The organism is Actinomyces oris (genome assembly GCF_001553935.1).
In the GTDB taxonomy this organism is placed as follows: Bacteria; Actinomycetota; Actinomycetes; order Actinomycetales; family Actinomycetaceae; genus Actinomyces; species Actinomyces oris_A.
Window position 1 is genome coordinate 2,870,023 of sequence record NZ_CP014232.1, and the last position, 19,410, is coordinate 2,889,432.

Consider the following 19,410-nt stretch of genomic DNA (forward strand, 5'->3'; position numbering starts at 1 on the left):
GGCCAAGTCTACTGAAGCCTAGCGGGACGGACGCCTGTGGCCCGGCATAGGGAGTGCTCCCCACCGCAGAGGGGAGGAACCGAGATGACGAGCCCTCCCCTCTGCCCTTAGGCTGTGACTCGTACGCCGACCTGACACCAGAAAGCGCATCAGCCCGGGTGCTCTCAGCCATGGCAGCACCCGTCACTCCCTGCCCCGTCTTACATGGAGGATTCATGTCCTACGGAACCGGCCCCGCACCCTACGGCGGCCAGGCACCATACAGCGACCAACCGGCCTACGGCGGCCAGGCTCCCTACCCGGGCGGCCCTGCCCCCTACGGCGCACCCAACCAGTTCGGGGCTATGTCATTAGCCCCCGACGTCGCCCCGCTGCCTGGTGCAAGCTTCGGCGAGGCCGTCAAGCGCTACTTCCAGCGCTACGCCCAGTTCCGAGGCTATGCATCTCAGTCCGAGTTCTGGTGGCCATTCCTCATATTCCAGATGCTCATCCCCATTGGCCTCTATATTCTGGCAGTGGCAATCAGCGCTTCGGCAGCGATTTCGGGCGCCGACGAGCTGCCTTCTGCGGTGGTCGCGATCTTTGGCCTGCTCATGCTCTACGTTGCCGCGATCATTATTCCGTCGCTCGCAGTGATGGTCCGTCGCCTCCATGACACCGGACAGTCAGGACTGTTCCTGCTTTTCTACTTCGTTGGACTGGGCATCGTGCCGCTCATCATGTGCTGCATGCCTCCCCGCCCCGACCTCTACCGTCCTGAGTGGAGCTGAGCGAGGCTCCCTGAGAGACAACGGATCCCCGGAACCCTCTGGTTCCGGGGATCATCTGTTGGTGGTGTCCGAGGGGGACTTGAACCCCCACGCCCGTTTAATAAGGCACTAGCACCTCAAGCTAGCGCGTCTACCTATTCCGCCACTCGGACTTGTGTTGTCTTCTCCGCCTTTCAGCGGCTTGGCCGGGACCTCGCCCCGGCGACGCAGAGAAACTTAGCATGACGGCCACCGAGGCCACCAAGCCACGTTCAAGTGCTTCCCATCACACTGCGGTGCTCTCGACACTCAAGGTCACCTGCATGGACCAGCTCGCCCCGGGCTCGATGGTGGGTGCGTGCTCTCGCACCGCCCCACTCTCGACGCACACCATGGCAGGGAACTCGTCGTTAGCCATGTCCGGCAGTGGGGTACTGTGAGTGGACCAGGGGTTCCACACGATCGTCGAGGGCGCGTTGCGCTTATCGATGCCGATGGTGCGTTGGTGTCCAGGATCAGTGACCGTGATCGGCTCGGCGGAGTCATAGATGCGGTCCACGGGGCCACTGATCGTCACATCGCCTTCCTGGACGTGGTAGGCCTCCTGGGGGCTGCGAGCCAGGTTGTCACTGTAACGGGCGCCTGCGAGCCCGCTGATGCGGCTGGCGGTGACGTCGTGGACTGAGAGATAGGTGTGTGCGGCCGCCTCCACCGTGCGGGGCTCGGTCCCCTCGTTGCGCAGGCTGAGTCCCAGGCGCAGCGTCTCACCAACCTCAACCTCGTAGAGCGCTGTCAGTCGATCGCGACTGACGCTGAGAAGAGCGCGGACCCCGCCGCCGTCGGTGGTGGTGACCGTTCGCAGTCTCCAGGGAGCGATGCGCGCCCATCCGTGCTTCGGTACGGCGTCGCCGTTGATGCCGACGCCGAATTCCGGCAGGCACAGGGGGATTCCTCCACGAATGGCGGTAGCGCCGTCGAAGACCGCCTGCCGGGAAGTGAAGATGACCTCCGAACCTCCGCGCGGCACCCAGGAGGTCACGGTGGCGCCGTGGAGGTAGATCTCTGCCGCTCCGGCCGGGGCGTCGATGAGAAGCCTCTGTTGCCCTCCCCGCCCTGGCCCTAACGCGGCGGCGCGGGGCAGACGCAGCTGGTTCGTCACGGCGGGGTGCGTCGGATTGCCGACATTCGGGGCGGTCATGGGGCCACGCTAGTAGGCTGGGCGTGTTTCGTCAGCCCGTTATCCAGCGAAGGACTGATCGTTCACCCCATGGCAACACACAGCTCTCCGTCACAAAAGCCGACTCAGGACACGTCGGCCGAGGTTCCCGAGTCCTCCGAGAGCCCCGACTCCCACCAGGCGGCGCAGGAACGCGAATCGGAGAAGAGGTCCACCCGAGAGATGCTCAGCAGCAGTGGCCTGCTGAGTCGGCTCAAGAGCGCACGTACGGCGCTGGACCGGGGGATCGACTGGGCGGAGAGGCGCCGGCAGGCGGACCGTGACTACCAGCTGCACTGGGAGTCGGCCCCGGAGGAGGAGGCCAGGCCGGTCTCTCCCCCGGTGTCCACCACACATGTGCGCGTGGCCCCCTCGGTCTCCTTCCCCGAGACGGTCACGACCCGTTCCTCGGTCATGGACTCCCTACCCTCCTGGCTGGTGCGGGGCGGGATGGGGGCCTGGCTGGGACTGGGCATCATCATCGTCATCGGCCTTGTCTTCTATGCCACTTCGCAGGTGATCCCAGTCTTCATCGGCCTGTTCATGGCACTGGTGTTCACCTCGATCCTCCAGCCGATGGTCAACCTCTTCGCCAGGATCATGCCCCGATACCCGGCGACCTTCCTGGCACTGCTCACCACCATCGGTGCGATCGCCGGACTGGTCACGTACGTGGTCGCCTCGGTCACCAGCCAGTGGAGCTCCTTGGCATCCCAATTCGGCGATGGTCTCAACACGATCATGGACTTCCTGGAGAAGGGGCCGCTGCACCTGACGCAGCAGCAGATCTATCACCAGCTCCAGCTCTGGCTGCGCCAGGGGCAGCACTATCTGCAGTCCAACGCCCCGTCCCTGGCCTCGGAGGTGCTCTCCAACGCCAGTGCGGTCGTCGATGTGCTCACGGTCTTGGCCCTGGCGCTGTTCGTCACGATCTTCTTCCTGGCCTCCGGGGGCCGGATGTGGCGCTGGTTCCTCAACGAGCTGCCCGCCACGATGCGGGAGTCAACCCACCGGGCCGCGGGTGCCGGCTGGTACACCTTCGCCGGGTACGCCCGTGGCACTGTGCTGGTGGCGCTCACCGACGCCATCATGGCCGGGATATTCCTCCAGCTGGCGGGGATCCCGTTGGCGGCTCCCCTGGCAGTGCTCGTGTTCATCGGCGCCTTCATTCCGATCATCGGCGCACCTCTGGCGATGCTCGTGGCCATGGTGGTGGCCCTGGCCTCCGGCGGCTTCGTCACCATGATCGTTGTCGGCGTGGGAGTAGCCGGGATCGGCCAGATCGAGGGTCACATACTCCAGCCCCTCATCATGGGTCGCCAGGTCTCTTTGCACCCTGTGGTGGTCATTATCGGTGTCGCCCTGGGGACCTACGCCGCCGGCCTGCTCGGTGCGATCGTCGCAGTCCCGCTGATCAGTGTGCTCTGGTCCGTCTACTCCGAGCTGCACACCAAGGACGCCCCGGTCACGGGCGAGCTGCCCGCCTACTCCTCGCGCAAGGAGTGAGGGGCCCGCTCTCAGCACCAGTCCCGGCTGCCGGTACCCGGAACACCTGGAAGGACCTGGAGGCGATCAGCCATGAGTGCAACGACTCCGTCACCCTTCTCCACGGTGCCGCGCACGATAAGAGCGACGGCGCGTCTGCCGATGCTGCGGTAGCGGCGCCACATTCCGGCTCTGCAGGCGACGTTGAGCAGACCGGTCTCATCCTCCAGGTTGAGGAAGATCATGCCGGAAGCCGTGTGGGGGCGCTGTCGGTGGGTGACGACGCCGGCGACGCGCACCCGGCTCCCATGCTCCTGATCCGCCAGGTCGGCTGCACTGAGCACGCCGTCGTCGGCCAATATGGGGCGCAGCAGCTTCAAGGGCGAGCCCTGCGTGGACACTCCGGTCAGGCTCAGGTCGGCTGCCTGGCGCTCACGGTCGGTCATGATCGGCAGGGTCGGGGCCTGGGCGCCGACAGCGGTTCCCGGTAGCGTGGGCTGATACCACGCGCCCTGCCCCCGGCGAGAGGCGCCACGACGTCGGCCGTGCTCATCGGAGAGGACTCCGGCAGCCCACAGGGCCTGACGGCGTTCCACCCCTAGGCTGTCCAGGGCTCCTGAGACGGCCAGCGACTCAAGGCGGGAGCGGCTCAGACTCACGCGTCGCGCAAGATCCGCCAGGTCCTGGTAGGGGCCGTGAGCACGGCGCTCGGTGACGATAGCCTGCGCGGACCGCTCCCCCAGCCCCTTGATCGGGGCCAGGCCCAGGCGTACTGCGAGGTCGTCGTGGACGTCCAGGGAGGACGGGGCAGCGGGATGGGGCCTCAGCGGCTCCCACTGGTCTGAGTGGCCTGCCTCCTGGTGGTCCTCCCGCTGCTCGACGGTGGCCTGCGCCAGTGAGCGGTTGATGTCTGCGGGTAGGACGCGCACACCGTGGCGGCGAGCGTCGGCGACCAGGGACTGCGGGGACCAGAAGCCCATGGGCTGGGCGGCCAGGACCCCGGCGTAGAAGTCCTCGGGCTTGCGCGCCTTGAGCCAGGCCGAGGCGTAGACCAGGTAGGCGAAGGAGAAGGCGTGGGACTCGGGGAAGCCGAACTCGGCGAACGACCTCAGCTTGCTGTAGATCGTCTCCGCAGTGGGCGCGTCGATGCCCCGGGACCTCATTCCGGCTATGAGTTTGTCACGGAGGGCGTCCATGCGCTCGATGGATCGTTTGGCCCCCATGGCCTGACGCAGGCTGTCTGCCTCGGCGGGGCTGAACCCCGCGGCGTCGACGGCGATCTGCATGAGCTGCTCCTGGAAGAGCGGCACCCCCAGGGTCTTAGTCAGGGCGGGTTTGAGGGAGCCATGCAGGTAGGTGACCTCCTCGCGCCCCAGCCTGCGGCGGATGTAGGGGTTGACGGCGTCGCCCTGGATGGGGCCGGGACGGATGAGGGCGACCTCGACGACGATGTCGTAGAAGGTCTGGGGGCGCAGTCGGGGCAGGGTGGCCATCTGGGCACGCGACTCGACCTGGAAGACCCCGACCGTGTCCGCGGCCGTGAGCAGCCGGTAGACGGCCGGGTCCTCCTCGGGCAGGGTGTGCAGTCCCCAGGGACGGCCGGACTGGGAGGTGCGCAGTTCTCCTTCCGTCACGGTCTCGGGAACGGTCTGTCCCCGCTGCGCCAGTGTGGTGAAGGCCAGACGCAGGGCGGTGAGCGCTCCCAGGCCCAGGAGGTCGAACTTGACCAGCCCGGCCTCGGCACAGTCGTCCTTGTCCCACTGGAGGACCGAGCGGTTGTCCATGGCGGCCCAGCGCACCGGGCAGACCTCGGTGACGGGGCGGCCGCACAGGACCATGCCTCCGGGGTGGACCCCCAGGTGGCGGGGCAGCCGCAGCAGCTTCTCCGCGATGTCGAGGACCGGCTCAGGGACCTCGTCGCTCTGCCCGGTCAGTCCTCCGGGGCGCACTGAGGCCCATCGATCCATCTGCTTGGCCCATGCGTCCTGCACGCCGGCGGGGTGGCCGAGGGCTCGGGCAGCGTCACGGACTGCGGATCGGGGGCGGTAGGAGATGACGTTGGCGACCTGGGCGGCACGTTCTCTGCCGTATCGGGAGTAGACGTGTTGGATGACCTCCTCGCGGCGGCAGGCCTCGATATCGAGGTCGATGTCCGGGTAGCCGGCTCGCCCCGGGGACAGGAAGCGCTCGAAGAGCATCTGGTGCCTGACGGCGTCGACGGCTGTGATGCCCAGGGCGTAGCAGACTGCAGAGTTGGCCGCCGAGCCTCTCCCCTGGCACAGGATTCCCGACTGTGCGCAGAACTCGACGATGGCGTGCACGATGAGGAAGTAGCCGGGGAATCCCAGGGACTCGATGACCTCGAGCTCGTGGTTGAGCACCTCCCAGGCTCGGGGGTGCTCCTGCGGGGTGCCGTAGTGGCGGGTGGCGCCTTGGCGGGTGAGCTCACGCAACCAGCTGGCAGGTGTGTGGCCCTCCGGGACATCGGCGTCGGGGAGGTCGGGGGCGATGAGGGACAGGTCGAAGGCGAGGTCTGCGGCGAGGTCGGCAGCCAGGTCGACGGCGTCGGGGCGGCGTCGGTGCAGCAGCGCCATGTCCTGGGCTCCTCGCAGCCAGCGGCCGATGGCGGGCAGGTGACCGCGGGCGCCTTCCAGATCGGTGACCAGGCGGGTTGCGGTGAGCACGTCGGCGAGGCGGGCGTCGGTGGGGCGGGCGCAGCGCACTGCACCGGTGGCCACGAGGGGCAGCCGGTGGGTGTGGGCCAGCCGGGTCAGGGCATCGGTGAGGGCGGCATCGGTGGGGCCTCCGTCCAGGGTGAGCTCAACGGCCAGGCCGATTGCGGCATCTCCTTCAACCTGCCGGTGAGCGGTGGTCGTGGGGCAGGCAGCGAGAGGACGGCCTCGGTCAGGCGCGGCGAAGAGCTCGGTCAGGTGTCCCAGGCAGGCGTCTGCCGCCTTCAGGTCCCAAGTATCAGGGCGACGTGGATCGCCCAGCGCCCGACGCAGGGGGCCGTTGGCGGTTCCGGTGAGGACGAGGCAGCTTCCCGACGCTGCCTCGGTCTGGTCGGTGGGGTCGGAGCGGAGAGCCGAGGCTAGCGCGGTCAGGTCGTGGGCTGGTTCTTGACGGTGCCCTGCGTCCAGGTTGTGCTGGGAGATGGCGGACACCAGGCGGCGGTAGCCGACGGGGTTGCGAGCCAGGACGGGCAGATGGGAGCCGTCGGCCAGGGTGAGCTCAGTGCCGTGAATGGTGGGTAGGCCGTAGGCGCGGCCTGCTTGGGCATGCTTGACGATGCCGGGGACGCCGTCGTGATCGGTCAGGGCGAGGGCCTCCAGGCCGAGCTCGACGGCGGCAGAGGCCAGGTCGTCGGGCTCGTTGGCCCCGTCGAGGAAGGAGTAGGTGGAGTGGGCGTGGAGCTCGGCATAGCGGTGTCGTCTGGTCATGTCTGTCCGTGGCACCTGATGGTTCAGAAGGGTGGGGCTTGGTCGATGAGGGGTGCGAGTTGGAGGGTGTGGGCGGCTTTGGGGTAGGGGGTGGGTTCGTAGTCTCCGGGTTTCTGGCCGGGTTGGGGGCCGCGGGTTGTGAGGCGGGGGCTGGTGCTGCCGTTGGTGTTGGTGCCGGGACCGGTGTGGTTGTGGGCCTGGTTGTCGAGTGCTCTGTCAAGGGCCCGGTTGAGGCGGTTGAGGATGTCGTGGCTGATCTGCTTGCTCAGGTCGGCTGGTACGACGGTGCCGGGGACGTGGTGCTGGTGGGGGCCGGTCTTGCGGGGCAGGCGGGTGATGGTGCCGTTGGGGTGGCGCTGGTAGACGGTCTTGTCGGGGGTGTGCCAGGACAGGATCCCGCTGGCCTGGTCTCGGGTGAGGGCCCATCCGGGGGTGTGCTTGAGGCGGTGGTGGGCCTCGCACAGGGTGACGAGGTTGTCCAGGCTGGTGGTCCCGCCCTGGCTCCAGGCGGTGAGGTGGTCGATGTCGCAGCGTTCGGCGGGGGTCTGGCAGGTGGGGAAGACACAGGCCCGGTCGCGGGCGCGCACCAGGTCGGCCAGGCCGGCCGGGGGACGGTAACGGGTGCGGCCCACGTCGATCACGACTCCGCTTGCTGGGTCGGTGACCAGGCGCCTCCAGGTCCCGCCGGCGGCCAGGGCCCAGGCAGTCAGGGCCGGCACCGCCACACTGCGCGCCCCAATGCGCACCTCCGCGACCTCAGCCGGCGAGGCGGCCGGCTGGGCGATGAGAGCAGTGGACAACGACGCGGCAGGCGAGGAGTCGTGAGCAGCAGAGCACGAGAAGGCGGGAGTAGCCGGGTCGGGTACAGGCAGACTCCTCCCACTGGAGCCGGGCAGACTCCTCCCATCAGTGGTGGGCAGGCCTCTCCGGTCATGCGGGGATGCTGCGTCATTGAGAGGGTCGGGCGTGACAATGGTGGGGCTCTTGTCTGGGCTGGCTCTGCCGGACTTCGGATGGCAGGGACCTTCGGGGCGCTCAGCGCTCTCGGGAACACCACACTTAGGAGCACAGCCCTCGGGCACATAGCCCCCGTGATCGCTGTCCTGGAGCCGGTTGCCTCCGATGCTGGTGGCGGGTTCGCGGCCGCCGGGACCGTGAGCAGCTGGGGTGTGGTCGGTGACGTCTTCTGGCTGAGCCAGGCCACCTGGGTCGGTCAGGCTGGTGAGGGGGACGGTGACCTGGACGTCGATGTGGATGCCCGCTGGCAGGGGGAGGTGTCCGGTGCCTGAGGGAGTCCACCATGGGCTGGCGGACCCCACCAAGGAGCTCAAAGCCCCCAGGAGTCCTTCCAGAGGCACCCCGTCAGGCAGCAGACGACCCAGGAAGGCAGAACGCCTGGGAGGAAAGAACGAGGCAGGCACTGAACCCAGCTCACTCACACCGCCAAAGTCTCCAGTGCTGCTGCCGAGACCGCCACCACCGCCAGTGCCGCCACTGGTGCCGTCGTCGGGGGCTTGTGTGGGTCTGTGGTAGGCGGTCTGCTGGCTGGTGCGTAGTGTGGACAGGGTCATCGCGGTGATGGCGTCGGCGCGCAGCTGGGCCGGGGTGCGCTGCTCGCCGCAGGCCCTGGCGCTGGCGGCGATCGCGTCCAAGGTGGCGTCCAGCAGCAGGGCGTCCATCGTGGGCAGCAGCAGGCGGACCTGGGACAGGCCCTCGCCGGCGGGCCTGGGGCGCGTCACGCACCGACGGGAGACATTGACTCGCACCCGCTCAGCGTGGCCGGCGGGGTCTGTCTCCATTAGGGCCCGTTCAATGTCGCGTCCTACCTGGGACACGCTGCGCCTAGGCGCCTGGGGCAGGACCCGCTGCTGAACGGCCAGTGCCACCGGGGCCGGCACCCCCTCCAGGCGGCGAGTCACCAGGGACGCCTTGGCTGCGTCCAGCACCCCGCACCGCTCCATGACCTCAGTGGGGCCGCAACCCATGTTCATCAGGGCGCTGCCGTGATCGATGATCTGCCCGACCCGACTCCGCGAGACGCCCAGGCGGGCTGACAGCAGGCAGGTGGTGTTGAACCTGCGCTCCTCGTAGCCGACCACCGACGAGACCTGCCCGTCTGGGCCCCACTGACCCGGATGGGTCGACAGCTCACCACAGGCGGTCAGGCACGCCGCCGCCAGGGACTGACCCCACGACGCCCAGGCCGCCAGGCGGTGGCAGGCCGCGGCCAACTCCCCCAGACCCCGTGCTCCCAGGCCAAGCAGCCCAGTAGCACCGACCCCCTCCAGAGACACGACCCTGTGTCCATCAGCAGCGGCCACCAGCGTCGCGTCAGCACCCGACTCGCCGGTGAGCAGGGCCGGCGCCGCATCACCATCAGCAGCGCAACGCTCACCGTCACCACTTCCATCGCCGCCACCGTCGCTGTCGTCGTCGTGGTCCTGGGCGGTGACCAGCAGCCGGGACAGCAGCCCCTCGACCACACCGGCCAGCGCTCCACCGCCGGCCAAGGACCCCAGCAGACCCACCACGTCCTCAGCGCAGGTCACAGCCCCCGCCGACGCGTCCCCGGCGGGCGCGGCCAGCACCTCGGCCGCACCACCGGCCGGGACACGAGGAAGCACACCGCCTTCGAACATATGTACAGTATAGCCCGAGCCCCCACCACCCGCACGCTGAGACAGCCACCCAGAAACACCGGCACAGCAACGAAAACCCAAGGACACCGACCTCCCTGGCCGAAGGTGCGCGAAGACAGGACGGACCTCACACACCCCAACCCACCCAAGCCGAAGCAAACACCCCGAACCAGCCCACCTAAACCGGCCAACCAGCTTGGCTGAGCCAGTCCAGGAAGTCCGGTCCGGGTGCACTAGTTCAGGGATATAGGTTCGAGAGAGTCAGGGCGGGGATGCGGGTTCAGGTGAGCAGGTGCGGATAAGCCAGTTCAGGGATACGACTTCGCAGCGTTCAGCTCGGGCGATCCGGTTCAGGCCGACCGGAACCCGCCTACCCGAACTCGCTCACCCGAAACGGCCGACCCCACCCCTCCCCGACGTGACGTGACTCAGGCGAAGTGAATGATCACAGCACCCAAGACCGCCAGGATCCAGGAGACGAAGGAGCCGATGAGGAACTCCTCAGCCTTCTGCCCCGCCTTATCCTGACTGATCTCGGGAAATCGGATCACACCCTTGGCGGCAACAATTGCGGCAATAGCGGCGGGCGCCTCAACAGAGGCGAGCAGGAGAATGAGGATTCGCTCAAGCGGACCGATCCAGCGACCGCCGCGCATCGAGCCCTCCATCTCATCCTGCTTCCCGCTCTCCTGCGAGAGCTCACAACCAACCGCAACAGCTTTTACGTCACGCTGCGAGGAGTGGCGCGCAACAGCAAGAATGTCGGCGACGACTCGATTGGCAGGAACAGTCAGAAGGACGACCACTCCGACGACGGCGCCCATCTTGGCAGCCCGAGATCCAAGCGGCTGCGACGCGACGACACAGAGCCCCACGGCGAGGAGCAACAGACCCGCATGGACAAGCCGGATGAACGGCCCCAGCCGCCCCTCACCGCCCTCAGAGACACTCCACCCCAGCCGCTTCCGCTGATAGGCCCTCAACGATTTGTCCCACCAGACCTGCGAAACCAGGCCGCAGCACAACCATGCAGTGGCTACCAGAACGCTGACGACAACACCTCCCGCCCCGAGATGAAGAACGGGCCACCCGACCAGGACGCCAAGAGCAACGACTGCAGGCACTCCCACCAGAAGTCTCGCCCCGGCGGACCTCCTGGACAATCCCCCACTCACCCGGTCGGAGTCGACAACCACGGAGGCGGCAGCAAACAGAAGGAGGAACAGGGAAATCATTCTCCTTCACCTCCCCCACTCAACCCGTCGAGAAGCTTTTGAACCTCCAGCAAGGAGGAACCGGCACCGCGAGCGAATTCTGAGACGGCTTGCTGACTCACCTTCTCCTGGCGGGCGATCTCAACCTGGGTCACCCCCATGAGGAGTCCGGCCATAATGCGGCGCTGACGGGGCTGAAAGCGGAATACCGCCTGGTCTCGCAGGATGAGGACGGAGTTGACGAACTCCTCACGTTCACTCCACTCCCCTCCGGATCCGCCGACCGCATCCGGGTGGATGCGCAGCCAGGTGCGAATGAAGGACCTCCCCGCATCCTGGAGATGATGAGCCTTCTCGATGGCTTCGCGTGCGGCCCACCATGCCGAGCCGTCCTGGATCGGACGTCCTGGCGCACCGTCTGCACCGCTTCCCGCCGCCCCCTCCACCTCGGAGATCGCTCCGACTCCGATTCCGAAGCGCAGGCCTAAGCCATCAGGCAGAAGAAGGTGTGTACGCATGGTGAGAGCGAGAGCGTCGGCAAGGGTCGCCGAGACTGCCTGCAGCTCGTCACCAACCGTGGCGTACGGGCGCTGCGTCAGCTTCAGCCCTTCAGCGGCCCGATCCAGAGTCTCGTGGATGACGCGCTGAGCACGCCTGCGATCAGGGAGCTCACGCGAGCGGATGATGTCTGCGATGAGTGCGTAGGAAGCATTCACGGCTTCACGATAGTGCTTGTAATGACCCAAGTACAAGGAATACCTCGGAGCGAGAGTCGCCTCCTAGCGCCAACCCTTCAGTCAGCCTTGTACTCCCGCCAGCACAAGCTCAGTCCCGGAGCGCGGCCTACCTGCCAGGAAGCCTCCCACCGGCGGCGAGGTAGCACTGGCCGCACAATGACTCATACGTGACGTCCCCGGAGTCGATGGCCACCTGATCGCCGTCGAAGACGAAGGACTCCCCCACCTTGCGGGCGTTGAAGATGGCCTTGCGCCCGCAGCGGCAGATGGTCTTGAGCTCCTCCAGGGAGTGGGCGATCTCCAGTAGCCTGCGCGACCCGGGAAAGCTGACTGTGCGGAAGTCGGTGCGGATCCCGTAGGCCAGGACGGGCACGTCGTCGATCAGCGCGATCTCCATGAGCTGGTCCACCTGAAGGGCCGTGAGGAACTGAGCCTCGTCGATGAGCACGCAGTCAAGAACCTCACGCAATGTCGCCGCCTCTCGCGGGACGCCGTCCTCGTCGCGGACGGGCCGCGCACCGCTCAGGGCCCGCCGGTGCACCAGGGCGCGCAGGTCGTCGTCGGCGTCGACGAGGAGGTCAACGCGGCGCGACACCCCGAGCCGGGAGACCACTGAGTCCTCACCCTTGGTGTCGACCACCGCCTTGAGGAGCAGGACGCGCTGATCGCGCTCCTCGTAGTTGTAGGCGGTCTGGAGCAGCCCCGTGGACTTACCGGAGTTCATGGCGCCGTAGCGGAAGTAGAGCTTGGCCACGCGGGTCCTCCTGAGCCGAATCGAATCACTCGGGCCGGATGCTACCCGCCGAGCGCCCCGGGCGCGGGCAAGACGTGACGACGCCGCTCAGCCACTCCATGGCGCACGCATAGCCTCATCCAGACCAGCCCGGATAACCTCCCCCTCATGCTCTCACTCGACCACCTGCCTCACACCTGGCGCACCAGGCAAGCCGGCACGCTGGCCGCAACCGCCGTCATCACGCTGTCGCTGTTCTCCTGGCTGGCCCTGACCACGAACTCCGGAACGGGGCTGGCGCCTCACGACCAGAGCGTCACCACCTGGGCCGTGGACGAGCGCATCCCGGCCCTGACCGTCATCATGCAGGTGTTCACCGCCCTGGGCTCCACCGTGGGGCTGACGATCCTGACCGCGATCTGTGCTGTCCTCCTCTTCATGAGGGGCCACCGCGTGCGAGCACTAGTCCTGAGCCTCACGATGATCGGCTCCAGCCTGTTGACGGTGGCGCTCAAAGAGTTCTTCAGGCGTGCACGCCCCTCAACCGACACCCTTCTAGGCGAGCCCGCCTCAACCACCTCTTTCCCCTCGGGGCACTCCTTCAACACGGCTGTCTTTGCCGGCCTGCTAGCGGGGATGGTCCTGGCATCCACGGCGTCGATCCTGTACCGGGCCTTAGCGATCATGGCGGCGGCGGGGGCGACCCTGCTGGTGGGGGCATCCCGCGTCTACCTGGGCTACCACTGGATGACCGATGTTCTAGCCGGCTGGTCCCTGGGGCTGGCCTGGCTGTGCCTGGTGACGCTGGCGCTCCTGTGGCTGAAGGGACGACGGCGCCCGACCCCACCTCTTGCGACCGCATCATCGGACAGCTCCTCAGGAGTAGAGGGCATCGAGCCACCACCGGCCTGATCGCACCAGCAGGCGGGGCGGCCCGACGTCGGTGACCACCTGGAGGTAGGCGCGTCGCGAAGGCCCCTGGGAGGTCCACCACCCCTCGTCGACCGGCCAGGGTCCGGCCCACAGGAGCACGGCCTCCATCTGGGACCCAGTCCCCACAGCACCCTCATCAACGCCAACCACGCCATCGTCGACACTGAGGAAGCCGGGGACACCGTCGAGCTGACCGTGGATGTCGACGCCGAGCTCTCTCCCCTCAATGTCGGTGAGACGCGCAGGAACCGGTCGGGGCAGGACAATGGAGGGTGAAGGCTTGGGCAGAGCGCCGCTCCAGGGCGCCGTCTCATCACCCGTGGACTCCCCTACGCCTTCGCTCTCACCCCAGGGGATGAGGCGAACCCGCGAGCGCGGGTCGCGCCCGGGAACGATCCTGGGAACCTGGACGCTTCCGGCCCCCAGGAGTGACTCCACGCGCTCGGCGGCGCGGCGGGCGCGCGACTGGGCCTGGTGGCCCGGCGCTTGCCACAGTCCTGCCTGGGAGGTCGTGGCGGGGCTCAGCTCGAGGGCTGTCAGGCTCAGGTGGGTCAGGCCGGAGGAGGGTGGGCGCCCGGATCGTCCGGAGAGCCATCCCTCGAGCTGCCAGCGCACGCGGTCGGTGAGCTCGGCGGGGGTGGGGGTGTCCTCCAGCATCCAGCTTCGGGCCAGGTCGGTGCCATCCTCGCAGCGGGCGGCAACGCAGAGGCGTCCGACGGAAAGGCCTGCGGACAACAGGCGCGCCGCCAGGTTCTCGGCGAGGTGGCGGGCGGCGAAGGCCGCGGTGTCGGCGCGTTCGACAGGAGGGTCGAGGTCGGAGGTGACGGTGATGTCCTGGGCCGGCCGGGGTATGGCGGGGACCTCGTGGTGGGTGCCGGCGGCCAGGTGGTGGAGCCTGTTCCCCAGGGGGCCGAAGCGGGCGGTGACGTCTTTTCTGGGCAGGGCCGCAAGGTCCGCCAAGGTGCGTAGGCCGAGTCGGGAGAAGCTCTCCAGCAGGGGGCGGGCGTCACGCCTCAGTCGGCTGAGGGGCAGGCAGGTCAGGAGTGCGTCCAGGGGCCAGGGGGCGAGGAACTCCGGGGTTCGTCCCGGTTCGACGATGATTCCTTGGCGGGCGGCCAGGACGGCTCCGGGCAGGGAGTCGGCGATACCGACCTGGCACTCGACGTCGACCTCCTGGGTGACGGTCTCCACGAGTGCTGAGGCGAGGGATTCTTCTCCGCCGATCCAGGCGGCAGGTCCTCTGACGTGGGACAGGGCCAGTCCGGGGCGGGCCACCATGGGGTCAGCCAGGAGGGAGGTGAGGGCCTCCATGACGGTTTCGAAGGCGCGGGCTTGGCGTTCCTCCTGTGGAGGCAGGACGGTGAGCTCAGGACACAGGGAGCGGGCGGTACGCAGTCGCATGCCGGTGGTGACGCCGGCGCGGCGGGCCGGGGCTGAGGCGGCGAGGACTCCGTGAGCGCCGACGACGGCGACGGGTTCGGTGGCCGGGTCCGGCAGGTGAGGGGCTCCTTGGCGCGCTCGGGGGTGTCGATGCTGTTGGCGGGCCTCCATGGTGAGGGCGACGACGGGCCAGTCGGGGACCCAGATGGCCACGAATCTGGAGGCGGGTGGGCCGGACGGCGAGGGCGGTTGTGGCGGGTTCATCCGGCCACCTCCTGTGGGTGGGAGGTCGGGTCGACGGCGTTGCGGGAGCCTGTGCGCAGCCCTTCGGCGGACAGTGAGAGCGTGAGCTCTTCGGTGGGGGCGAGCCGTGGTCGCTGCGGGTCGGCCAGGGTCCAGGTGAGGCGTTGCAGGTATCCGGCCGGCATCTCGATGGCTCGCACTGGGGCGGGTGAGGCTCCTCGCCCGATGGGGATGACGACGCCGTCGGCGGAGGGCTCTGCGGGGGCCTCCACCGGGGCCTGGGCGGGAGGCGTGTTGCTGGTTCCAGCGTCGGGGGCCAGGGCGTCGGCTCGGAGGATGCGGGCGCCTTCCCAACGGGCGGGGGTCAGAATGAGGTGGCCGCGTTCGCGTGCTCGGGACAGCAGGCGTCTGCGGTGCTGGGTGCGCAGGCCTTCGGCGACGGCGGCACCGATGAGGAGGGTGTCGACGCCGTCGAGCAGCGTGGAGGTGACTGTCAGGGTCGAGGCGTCGTCGAGGAGGGGGGCTGGAACGGTGAGGACCCGGTTGAGGTCGAGGCCGACCTCGGTGGCTGCGCACCAGCCCAGCTCGTCTCCCCCGATGATGCCGCACCAGCCGGTGGCACCCTGGCGCAGAGCGAGGGCGGCCAGGAGGAGGGTGGTGGATCCGCAGAGGGTGAGGACGCCGGAGTCCTGACATGCCGAGAGCGCCGCAGGGGGTGCGGGGGATGCGGAGGAGCCGGCCTGAGGCGAGTCGGCTGATGTGCTCAGCAGGGCGCTGGTTGATGCCGAGGACAGGGCGCGCTGCACCGTCAGGGCCGCTGAGTCGCACAGCCCGGTGCGTTCCTCGGCCAGCCTCAGGGCGAGGCGGGCCCGATCGAGGCGGTTCTGAGCCTCCGCTGGCGCGCGCGTGATCGAGGCTCTCATGACACCCCCTCCCTCTGTACGTATGTTCGATGGATGGGTTTCAGGATAGCGCCGCGCTGCGACATCAATCGGGGGCGTAGGCAACAAGGGGGTCTCAGGGTGCGACGAGCCCACGGACCTCCTCCACAGGAGATCCACAGGGACGGGTCTGCGCAGGGGCGTCTACAGTTGGGGCTGTGCCCTCATGGAAGGCCACCTTCCCTACCCGTCACCTGCCTGGAGGTACACCTATGACAGCCGACCTCACTCGCCCCCGCCCGCCGGCCCCTACCGGCCTCCTGCCCTCAGTCCCCTCCTTCACCCTGACCTCCGCGGACCTGACCGAGCAGGGGCGGGTCCCGGACATCTTCACCGGCATCCATGACAACGTCTCCCCGGCCCTGAGCTGGTCGGGCTTCCCCGAGCAGACGCAGTCCTTCGTCGTGTCCTGCTTCGACCCGGACGCTCCGACCATGTCGGGCTGGTGGCACTGGACCATCGTGGATCTGGACGCCTCGGTCACCTCGCTGGAGCGGGGTGCGGGGGCCAGCGACCTTCAGCTCGACGGCGCCGCCTTCCACCTGGCCGGGGACTCCGGCGACCACGCCTGGTTCGGCCCCTACCCGCCGGCGGGCGACGGCGACCACCGCTACGTCTTCACCGTCTCCGCCCTGGACGTGGACACGCTGGGCCTGGATGACGAGGCCAGTCCCGCCATGGCGGCCTTCACCCTGGCGCCGCACTGCATCGCTCGGGCCACGCTCACCGCCACCTACTCCGTGCCCGGGGAGCCCGGGGCCACCGCCTTCCTCAGGGACGGCCAGTGAGCCCGCAGATCGCCCAGGTCGACGCCTCGTCCTCCAAGGCGGGCCGGCGTCGCCGTCAGGGGGAGTCCGTCCCCTTCACCCCCGCCCACGGTTTCACGCGCGCCGGCTCCGGCCGCCACCAGCGCCGCCCCATCGCCCTGATCACCGGGGCGACCTCCGGGATCGGCCTGGCCGTGGCCAGGGACCTGGCCCGGGACCACGACCTCATCCTGCTGGCCCGTTCCGTCAACGACCTGGAGGAGCTGGCGCTCGCGCTGGAGGAGGAGTCCCAGACGGCGGTCCTCATCTGCCCGGTCGACCTGACCGACGACACGGCCCTGGCCAGGCTGGTCAGCCGGATCGACATTGAGAGCCTCGACGTGCTGGTGCACAGCGCCGGCATGGAGGCGCCCGGTGCCGTTGACAAGATCACCCCCACGCGTTGGCGGGCGGTTCTCAACCTCAACCTGGTGGCGACGGCGTATCTGACGAGCCTGCTGCTGCCGGCACTGCGGGAGGCGCGCGGGCTGACGGTGTTCATCAACTCCGGCGCCGGAGTGAGCCCGCGTTCGGGCAACGCCCTCTACTCCGCCTCCAAGGCGGGGCTGAAGTCCCTGGCCGACACGCTGCGCCAGGAGGAGGCCGGCAAGGTGCGGGTCACCTCGATCTACCCGGGCCGGGTGGACACCCCTATGCAGGAGCGTCTGCACGCCTTCAATGCGGCACGCCTGCGCACCGAGGGGATCATGGCCACCCCCGCATACAGGGCTGCGGACCATATGGCGCCGCAGTCGGTGGCCGCGGCCGTGCGCCTGGCCGTCAACACCCCGATGGACGCGGTCGTGGAGGACCTGGCGATCCGCCCCGCCGGCATGCTCTGAGAAGAACCCTGAGGCAGGAGCTCAGGCCCCTCCGGCGAAGCCCAAGGAACGCCAGGCCTCATACAGGCCGATAGCGGCGGAGTTGGCCAGGTTGAGGGAGCGGTTGCCCTCCACCATGGGGATGCGCAGGTGGGCGCTCACCCGCGGGTGGTCGAGGATCTCCTGGGGCAGGCCGGTGGGCTCGGGGCCGAACAGGAGGGCGTCGTCGCCGCGCCAGTCGACCTGGGTGTAGAGGCGCTCGGTGTGGGAGGTGAAGGCGAAGATGCGTCCAGGGATCTGCTCAAGGCACTCCTGCCAGGTGGCGTGGACGCGAGTGTTGGCCAGGTCGTGGTAGTCCAGGCCGGCACGGCGCAGCTTGGCGTCGTCCATGTCGAACAGGGGGTCCACGAGGTGGAGCATGGAGCCGGTGTTGGCGCTCAGGCGGATCGCGGCCCCGGTGTTGCCGGGGATGCGCGGCTCGAAGAAGATGACGTGCAGCACGGGGACAATGAGACCACATGCTGAGGCAGACCTCCTCCTCAGACTCAGACGGTGTCGGTGCGTTGGCCCTGACGGAGTCGGGTGACGGCGCGACGGGTGACGGCCAGCCCGATCCCAGCCCATACGGCGGCGACCGCGAGGTCGCGGCCTAGCAGGGCCGGGACGGCGGCCGCCGGTGCGTCCAGGACCGTCAGGGTGCCGCTGACCGGAACCAGGTGGGCCAGGGCCTGCAACCAGGTAGGGCACTGCTCGAGCGGCACGATGACGCCGGTCAGCAGCGGCAGGAACGTGGCGATGATCGTGGCACCCAGGTAGGGATCGGGCAGGTTGACTCCGACACCGGCGGCCATGATCCCCATGAGCAGCCCGCACACGATGGTCGGCGCTGCCAGTGTGATGACACGCCCCAGCACTCCAACGTCGTGCAACGGTGAGAGCGCGAAGACGACGCCGATCGCGACGGTGGCGGTCGAGGCAGCCAGGAGCGCCGGCACGACGGCGACGGACAGCCAGTAGGCGACGTCGAGGCGCCTGCGGGTATGGACCTCCTGGAAGACGCCCAGCATCCGGTCCGTGGCCACGGTCCCCACCACTCCGGAGGCCACCGAGACGGCCAGTGCCACCAGGGCCGCTGCGTATCCGGTGCGCACCAGGTCAGGCGCGGAGAGGTCCGAGCCCATGAGGACATCGAAGAGCACGTCCAGCAGCGGCAGCACCAGCAGCGTGACCACGGCCGTGCCCAGGGTCGCGAAGGCCGTCGACGAGGCCCACGAGACACGCACCCCTGAGGAGAACCGGTAGGCGAAGGCCAGAGCCCGGGCGCGCATCAGACCACCTCCAGGGTGCCGGTCCGTGTCGCCAGACGCAGCGCCCGCCGGCCGAGGAAGGCAGCAAGCCCCAGCCATGCGGCCGTGCACACCAGCCAAGCGCACAGCGCCACTGCCGACGTCGCCCGGCCCAGCAGCAGCTCGAAGGGTACCGACAACGGCAGGAACCGACTCACCACAGCCAGCCAGGCAGGCGGCGTCGTCGAGGTGAACACGATGCCTGAGACCACGAGCACCGGCACCAGCAGCAGCCCCTCGTACTGGATCGCGTTGGGGGTGAGCACGAACAGCGCCGCGATGACCAGACTCAGGGCAAGGCAGCCGACCAGCAGCATGAGGGCCCCTGCGGTCAGGCGCGCCCAGACCTCCCACCCCGGCCCCGTGAAGGAGACTTACGTCGACAGCAGCGCCCACGTGCACCACGCCACCGGGAAGGCGACCAGACCGAAGGACGCCGCCGCGCACACCACGGCCGCCAACGACCTAAGCGCCCCCACCGGAGCCATGACCAGATGGACCAGCGTGCCCTTGTACCGCTCGAATCCGATGATCCCCGCCGCGCAGGTCGTCGTCGTCCACATTCCCACGACGCCCCCGCGCACCCAGCCCTGCGTCGGGGTGATCCCGCCCCATGCCGAGGCCGCCAGGAACTGCACCAGCGTGGTGGATGTCGTGGTCATGACCATGAGCTGGATGAAGTAGGGAACCGACACGAACTGACGGACGTGAAAGGCCGTCATCCTCA

General features: G+C 68.5%; 17 protein-coding genes and 1 tRNA gene. 5 read left to right on the plus strand and 13 right to left on the minus strand.

All coding sequences use genetic code 11. The features are described 5' to 3' along the window. Positions 1-215 precede the first annotated feature (215 nt). Positions 216-770 (plus strand): DUF805 domain-containing protein, encoded by a 555-nt coding sequence (locus AXE84_RS11580; protein ID WP_060957977.1) that lies wholly within the window; start codon positions 216-218, stop codon positions 768-770. A gap of 62 nt (positions 771-832) precedes the next feature. Here AXE84_RS11580 and AXE84_RS11585 read toward each other — a convergent pair. Together AXE84_RS11585 and AXE84_RS11590 are read right to left on the minus strand one after the other, a co-directional pair. Further along, positions 833-922, minus strand: a tRNA-Leu gene (locus AXE84_RS11585). Between the two features lie 113 nt (positions 923-1,035). Beyond that, complete coding sequence (locus tag AXE84_RS11590) at positions 1,036-1,947, minus strand: D-hexose-6-phosphate mutarotase (RefSeq protein WP_060957978.1); 912 nt, start codon at positions 1,945-1,947, stop codon at positions 1,036-1,038. Between the two features lie 69 nt (positions 1,948-2,016). On the opposite strand from AXE84_RS11590, the gene AXE84_RS11595 reads away from it, so the two are divergent. Beyond that, positions 2,017-3,471, plus strand: a complete 1,455-nt coding sequence (locus AXE84_RS11595) for an AI-2E family transporter (RefSeq protein ID WP_060957979.1) — start codon at positions 2,017-2,019, stop codon at positions 3,469-3,471. A gap of 11 nt (positions 3,472-3,482) precedes the next feature. On the opposite strand, the gene AXE84_RS11600 is transcribed toward AXE84_RS11595, so the two are convergent. The 5 genes from AXE84_RS11600 to AXE84_RS11620 all read right to left on the minus strand — a co-directional run bounded on the left by AXE84_RS11600 (position 3,483) and on the right by AXE84_RS11620 (position 12,234). Beyond that, positions 3,483-6,890 carry an error-prone DNA polymerase gene (locus AXE84_RS11600; RefSeq protein WP_060957980.1) on the minus strand — a complete coding sequence of 1,136 codons (3,408 nt, stop codon included), beginning with the start codon at positions 6,888-6,890 and terminating at the stop codon, positions 3,483-3,485. A 23-nt stretch (positions 6,891-6,913) separates the two neighbouring features. Beyond that, positions 6,914-9,529 carry an HNH endonuclease signature motif containing protein gene (locus AXE84_RS11605; RefSeq protein ID WP_060957981.1) on the minus strand — a complete coding sequence of 872 codons (2,616 nt, stop codon included), beginning with the start codon at positions 9,527-9,529 and terminating at the stop codon, positions 6,914-6,916. Positions 9,530-9,957: 428 nt separating this feature from the next. Beyond that, positions 9,958-10,764: a hypothetical protein gene (locus tag AXE84_RS11610; RefSeq protein ID WP_060957982.1), complete on the minus strand. Its 807-nt coding sequence runs from the start codon at positions 10,762-10,764 to the stop codon at positions 9,958-9,960. Next, the gene (locus AXE84_RS11615; protein ID WP_060958272.1) at positions 10,761-11,459 is read right to left on the minus strand and encodes a SatD family protein; all 699 of its coding nucleotides are present in this window, start codon (positions 11,457-11,459) and stop codon (positions 10,761-10,763) included. The genes AXE84_RS11610 and AXE84_RS11615 overlap by 4 nt, the downstream gene beginning before the upstream one ends. 127 nt (positions 11,460-11,586) lie before the next feature. Next, on the minus strand, positions 11,587-12,234 hold the full coding sequence (locus AXE84_RS11620) for a thymidine kinase (protein ID WP_060957983.1): 648 nt from the start codon (positions 12,232-12,234) through the stop codon (positions 11,587-11,589). A 147-nt stretch (positions 12,235-12,381) separates the two neighbouring features. On the opposite strand from AXE84_RS11620, the gene AXE84_RS11625 reads away from it, so the two are divergent. Beyond that, positions 12,382-13,125: a phosphatase PAP2 family protein gene (locus AXE84_RS11625; protein WP_060957984.1), complete on the plus strand. Its 744-nt coding sequence runs from the start codon at positions 12,382-12,384 to the stop codon at positions 13,123-13,125. On the opposite strand, the gene AXE84_RS11630 is transcribed toward AXE84_RS11625, so the two are convergent. Then, positions 13,090-14,790: a DNA polymerase Y family protein gene (locus tag AXE84_RS11630; RefSeq protein ID WP_060957985.1), complete on the minus strand. Its 1,701-nt coding sequence runs from the start codon at positions 14,788-14,790 to the stop codon at positions 13,090-13,092. The genes AXE84_RS11625 and AXE84_RS11630 overlap by 36 nt on opposite strands. After that, entirely contained in the window at positions 14,787-15,692 is a 906-nt protein-coding gene (locus AXE84_RS11635) for a hypothetical protein (RefSeq protein WP_060957986.1), read from the minus strand. The genes AXE84_RS11630 and AXE84_RS11635 overlap by 4 nt, the downstream gene beginning before the upstream one ends. A 230-nt stretch (positions 15,693-15,922) precedes the next feature. Here AXE84_RS11635 and AXE84_RS11640 point away from each other — a divergent pair, with 230 nt between their 5' ends. Then, positions 15,923-16,498 (plus strand): YbhB/YbcL family Raf kinase inhibitor-like protein, encoded by a 576-nt coding sequence (locus AXE84_RS11640; protein WP_060957987.1) that lies wholly within the window; start codon positions 15,923-15,925, stop codon positions 16,496-16,498. Beyond that, positions 16,495-17,358, plus strand: a complete 864-nt coding sequence (locus AXE84_RS11645; RefSeq protein ID WP_010615111.1) for an SDR family oxidoreductase — start codon at positions 16,495-16,497, stop codon at positions 17,356-17,358. Before AXE84_RS11640 ends, AXE84_RS11645 begins: the two co-directional genes overlap by 4 nt. Before the next feature lie 21 nt (positions 17,359-17,379). On the opposite strand, the gene AXE84_RS11650 is transcribed toward AXE84_RS11645, so the two are convergent. The 4 genes from AXE84_RS11650 to AXE84_RS13350 are packed head-to-tail and all read right to left on the minus strand — an operon-like array spanning position 17,380 to position 19,405. Next, the gene (locus AXE84_RS11650) at positions 17,380-17,838 is read right to left on the minus strand and encodes a tRNA (cytidine(34)-2'-O)-methyltransferase (protein ID WP_060957988.1); all 459 of its coding nucleotides are present in this window, start codon (positions 17,836-17,838) and stop codon (positions 17,380-17,382) included. A 44-nt stretch (positions 17,839-17,882) separates the two neighbouring features. Beyond that, positions 17,883-18,665 carry an ABC transporter permease gene (locus AXE84_RS11655; protein WP_060957989.1) on the minus strand — a complete coding sequence of 261 codons (783 nt, stop codon included), beginning with the start codon at positions 18,663-18,665 and terminating at the stop codon, positions 17,883-17,885. Continuing rightward, positions 18,665-19,000, minus strand: a complete 336-nt coding sequence (locus tag AXE84_RS13345; protein ID WP_236750065.1) for an ABC transporter permease — start codon at positions 18,998-19,000, stop codon at positions 18,665-18,667. Before AXE84_RS13345 ends, AXE84_RS11655 begins: the two co-directional genes overlap by 1 nt. A 57-nt stretch (positions 19,001-19,057) precedes the next feature. After that, a complete protein-coding gene (locus AXE84_RS13350; RefSeq protein ID WP_236750066.1) occupies positions 19,058-19,405 on the minus strand; it encodes a hypothetical protein in 348 nt (115 codons plus the stop codon). Positions 19,406-19,410: the final 5 nt, after the last annotated feature.

Bases quoted from the DNA above. Each gene is read 5' to 3' on its own strand.
- AXE84_RS13350 (WP_236750066.1), bottom strand. From the start codon at position 19,405: ATGACGGCCTTTCACGTCCGTCAGTTCGTGTCGGTTCCCTACTTCATC.
- AXE84_RS11630 (WP_060957985.1), bottom strand. From the start codon at position 14,790: ATGAACCCGCCACAACCGCCCTCGCCGTCCGGCCCACCCGCCTCCAGA.
- AXE84_RS11605 (WP_060957981.1), bottom strand. From the start codon at position 9,529: ATGTTCGAAGGCGGTGTGCTTCCTCGTGTCCCGGCCGGTGGTGCGGCC.
- AXE84_RS11640 (WP_060957987.1), top strand. From the start codon at position 15,923: ATGACAGCCGACCTCACTCGCCCCCGCCCGCCGGCCCCTACCGGCCTC.
- AXE84_RS11590 (WP_060957978.1), bottom strand. From the start codon at position 1,947: ATGACCGCCCCGAATGTCGGCAATCCGACGCACCCCGCCGTGACGAAC.
- AXE84_RS11655 (WP_060957989.1), bottom strand. From the start codon at position 18,665: ATGCGCGCCCGGGCTCTGGCCTTCGCCTACCGGTTCTCCTCAGGGGTG.
- AXE84_RS11610 (WP_060957982.1), bottom strand. From the start codon at position 10,764: ATGATTTCCCTGTTCCTCCTTCTGTTTGCTGCCGCCTCCGTGGTTGTC.
- AXE84_RS11580 (WP_060957977.1), top strand. From the start codon at position 216: ATGTCCTACGGAACCGGCCCCGCACCCTACGGCGGCCAGGCACCATAC.
- AXE84_RS13345 (WP_236750065.1), bottom strand. From the start codon at position 19,000: ATGCTGCTGGTCGGCTGCCTTGCCCTGAGTCTGGTCATCGCGGCGCTG.
- AXE84_RS11635 (WP_060957986.1), bottom strand. From the start codon at position 15,692: ATGAGAGCCTCGATCACGCGCGCGCCAGCGGAGGCTCAGAACCGCCTC.
- AXE84_RS11625 (WP_060957984.1), top strand. From the start codon at position 12,382: ATGCTCTCACTCGACCACCTGCCTCACACCTGGCGCACCAGGCAAGCC.
- AXE84_RS11600 (WP_060957980.1), bottom strand. From the start codon at position 6,890: ATGACCAGACGACACCGCTATGCCGAGCTCCACGCCCACTCCACCTAC.
- AXE84_RS11595 (WP_060957979.1), top strand. From the start codon at position 2,017: ATGGCAACACACAGCTCTCCGTCACAAAAGCCGACTCAGGACACGTCG.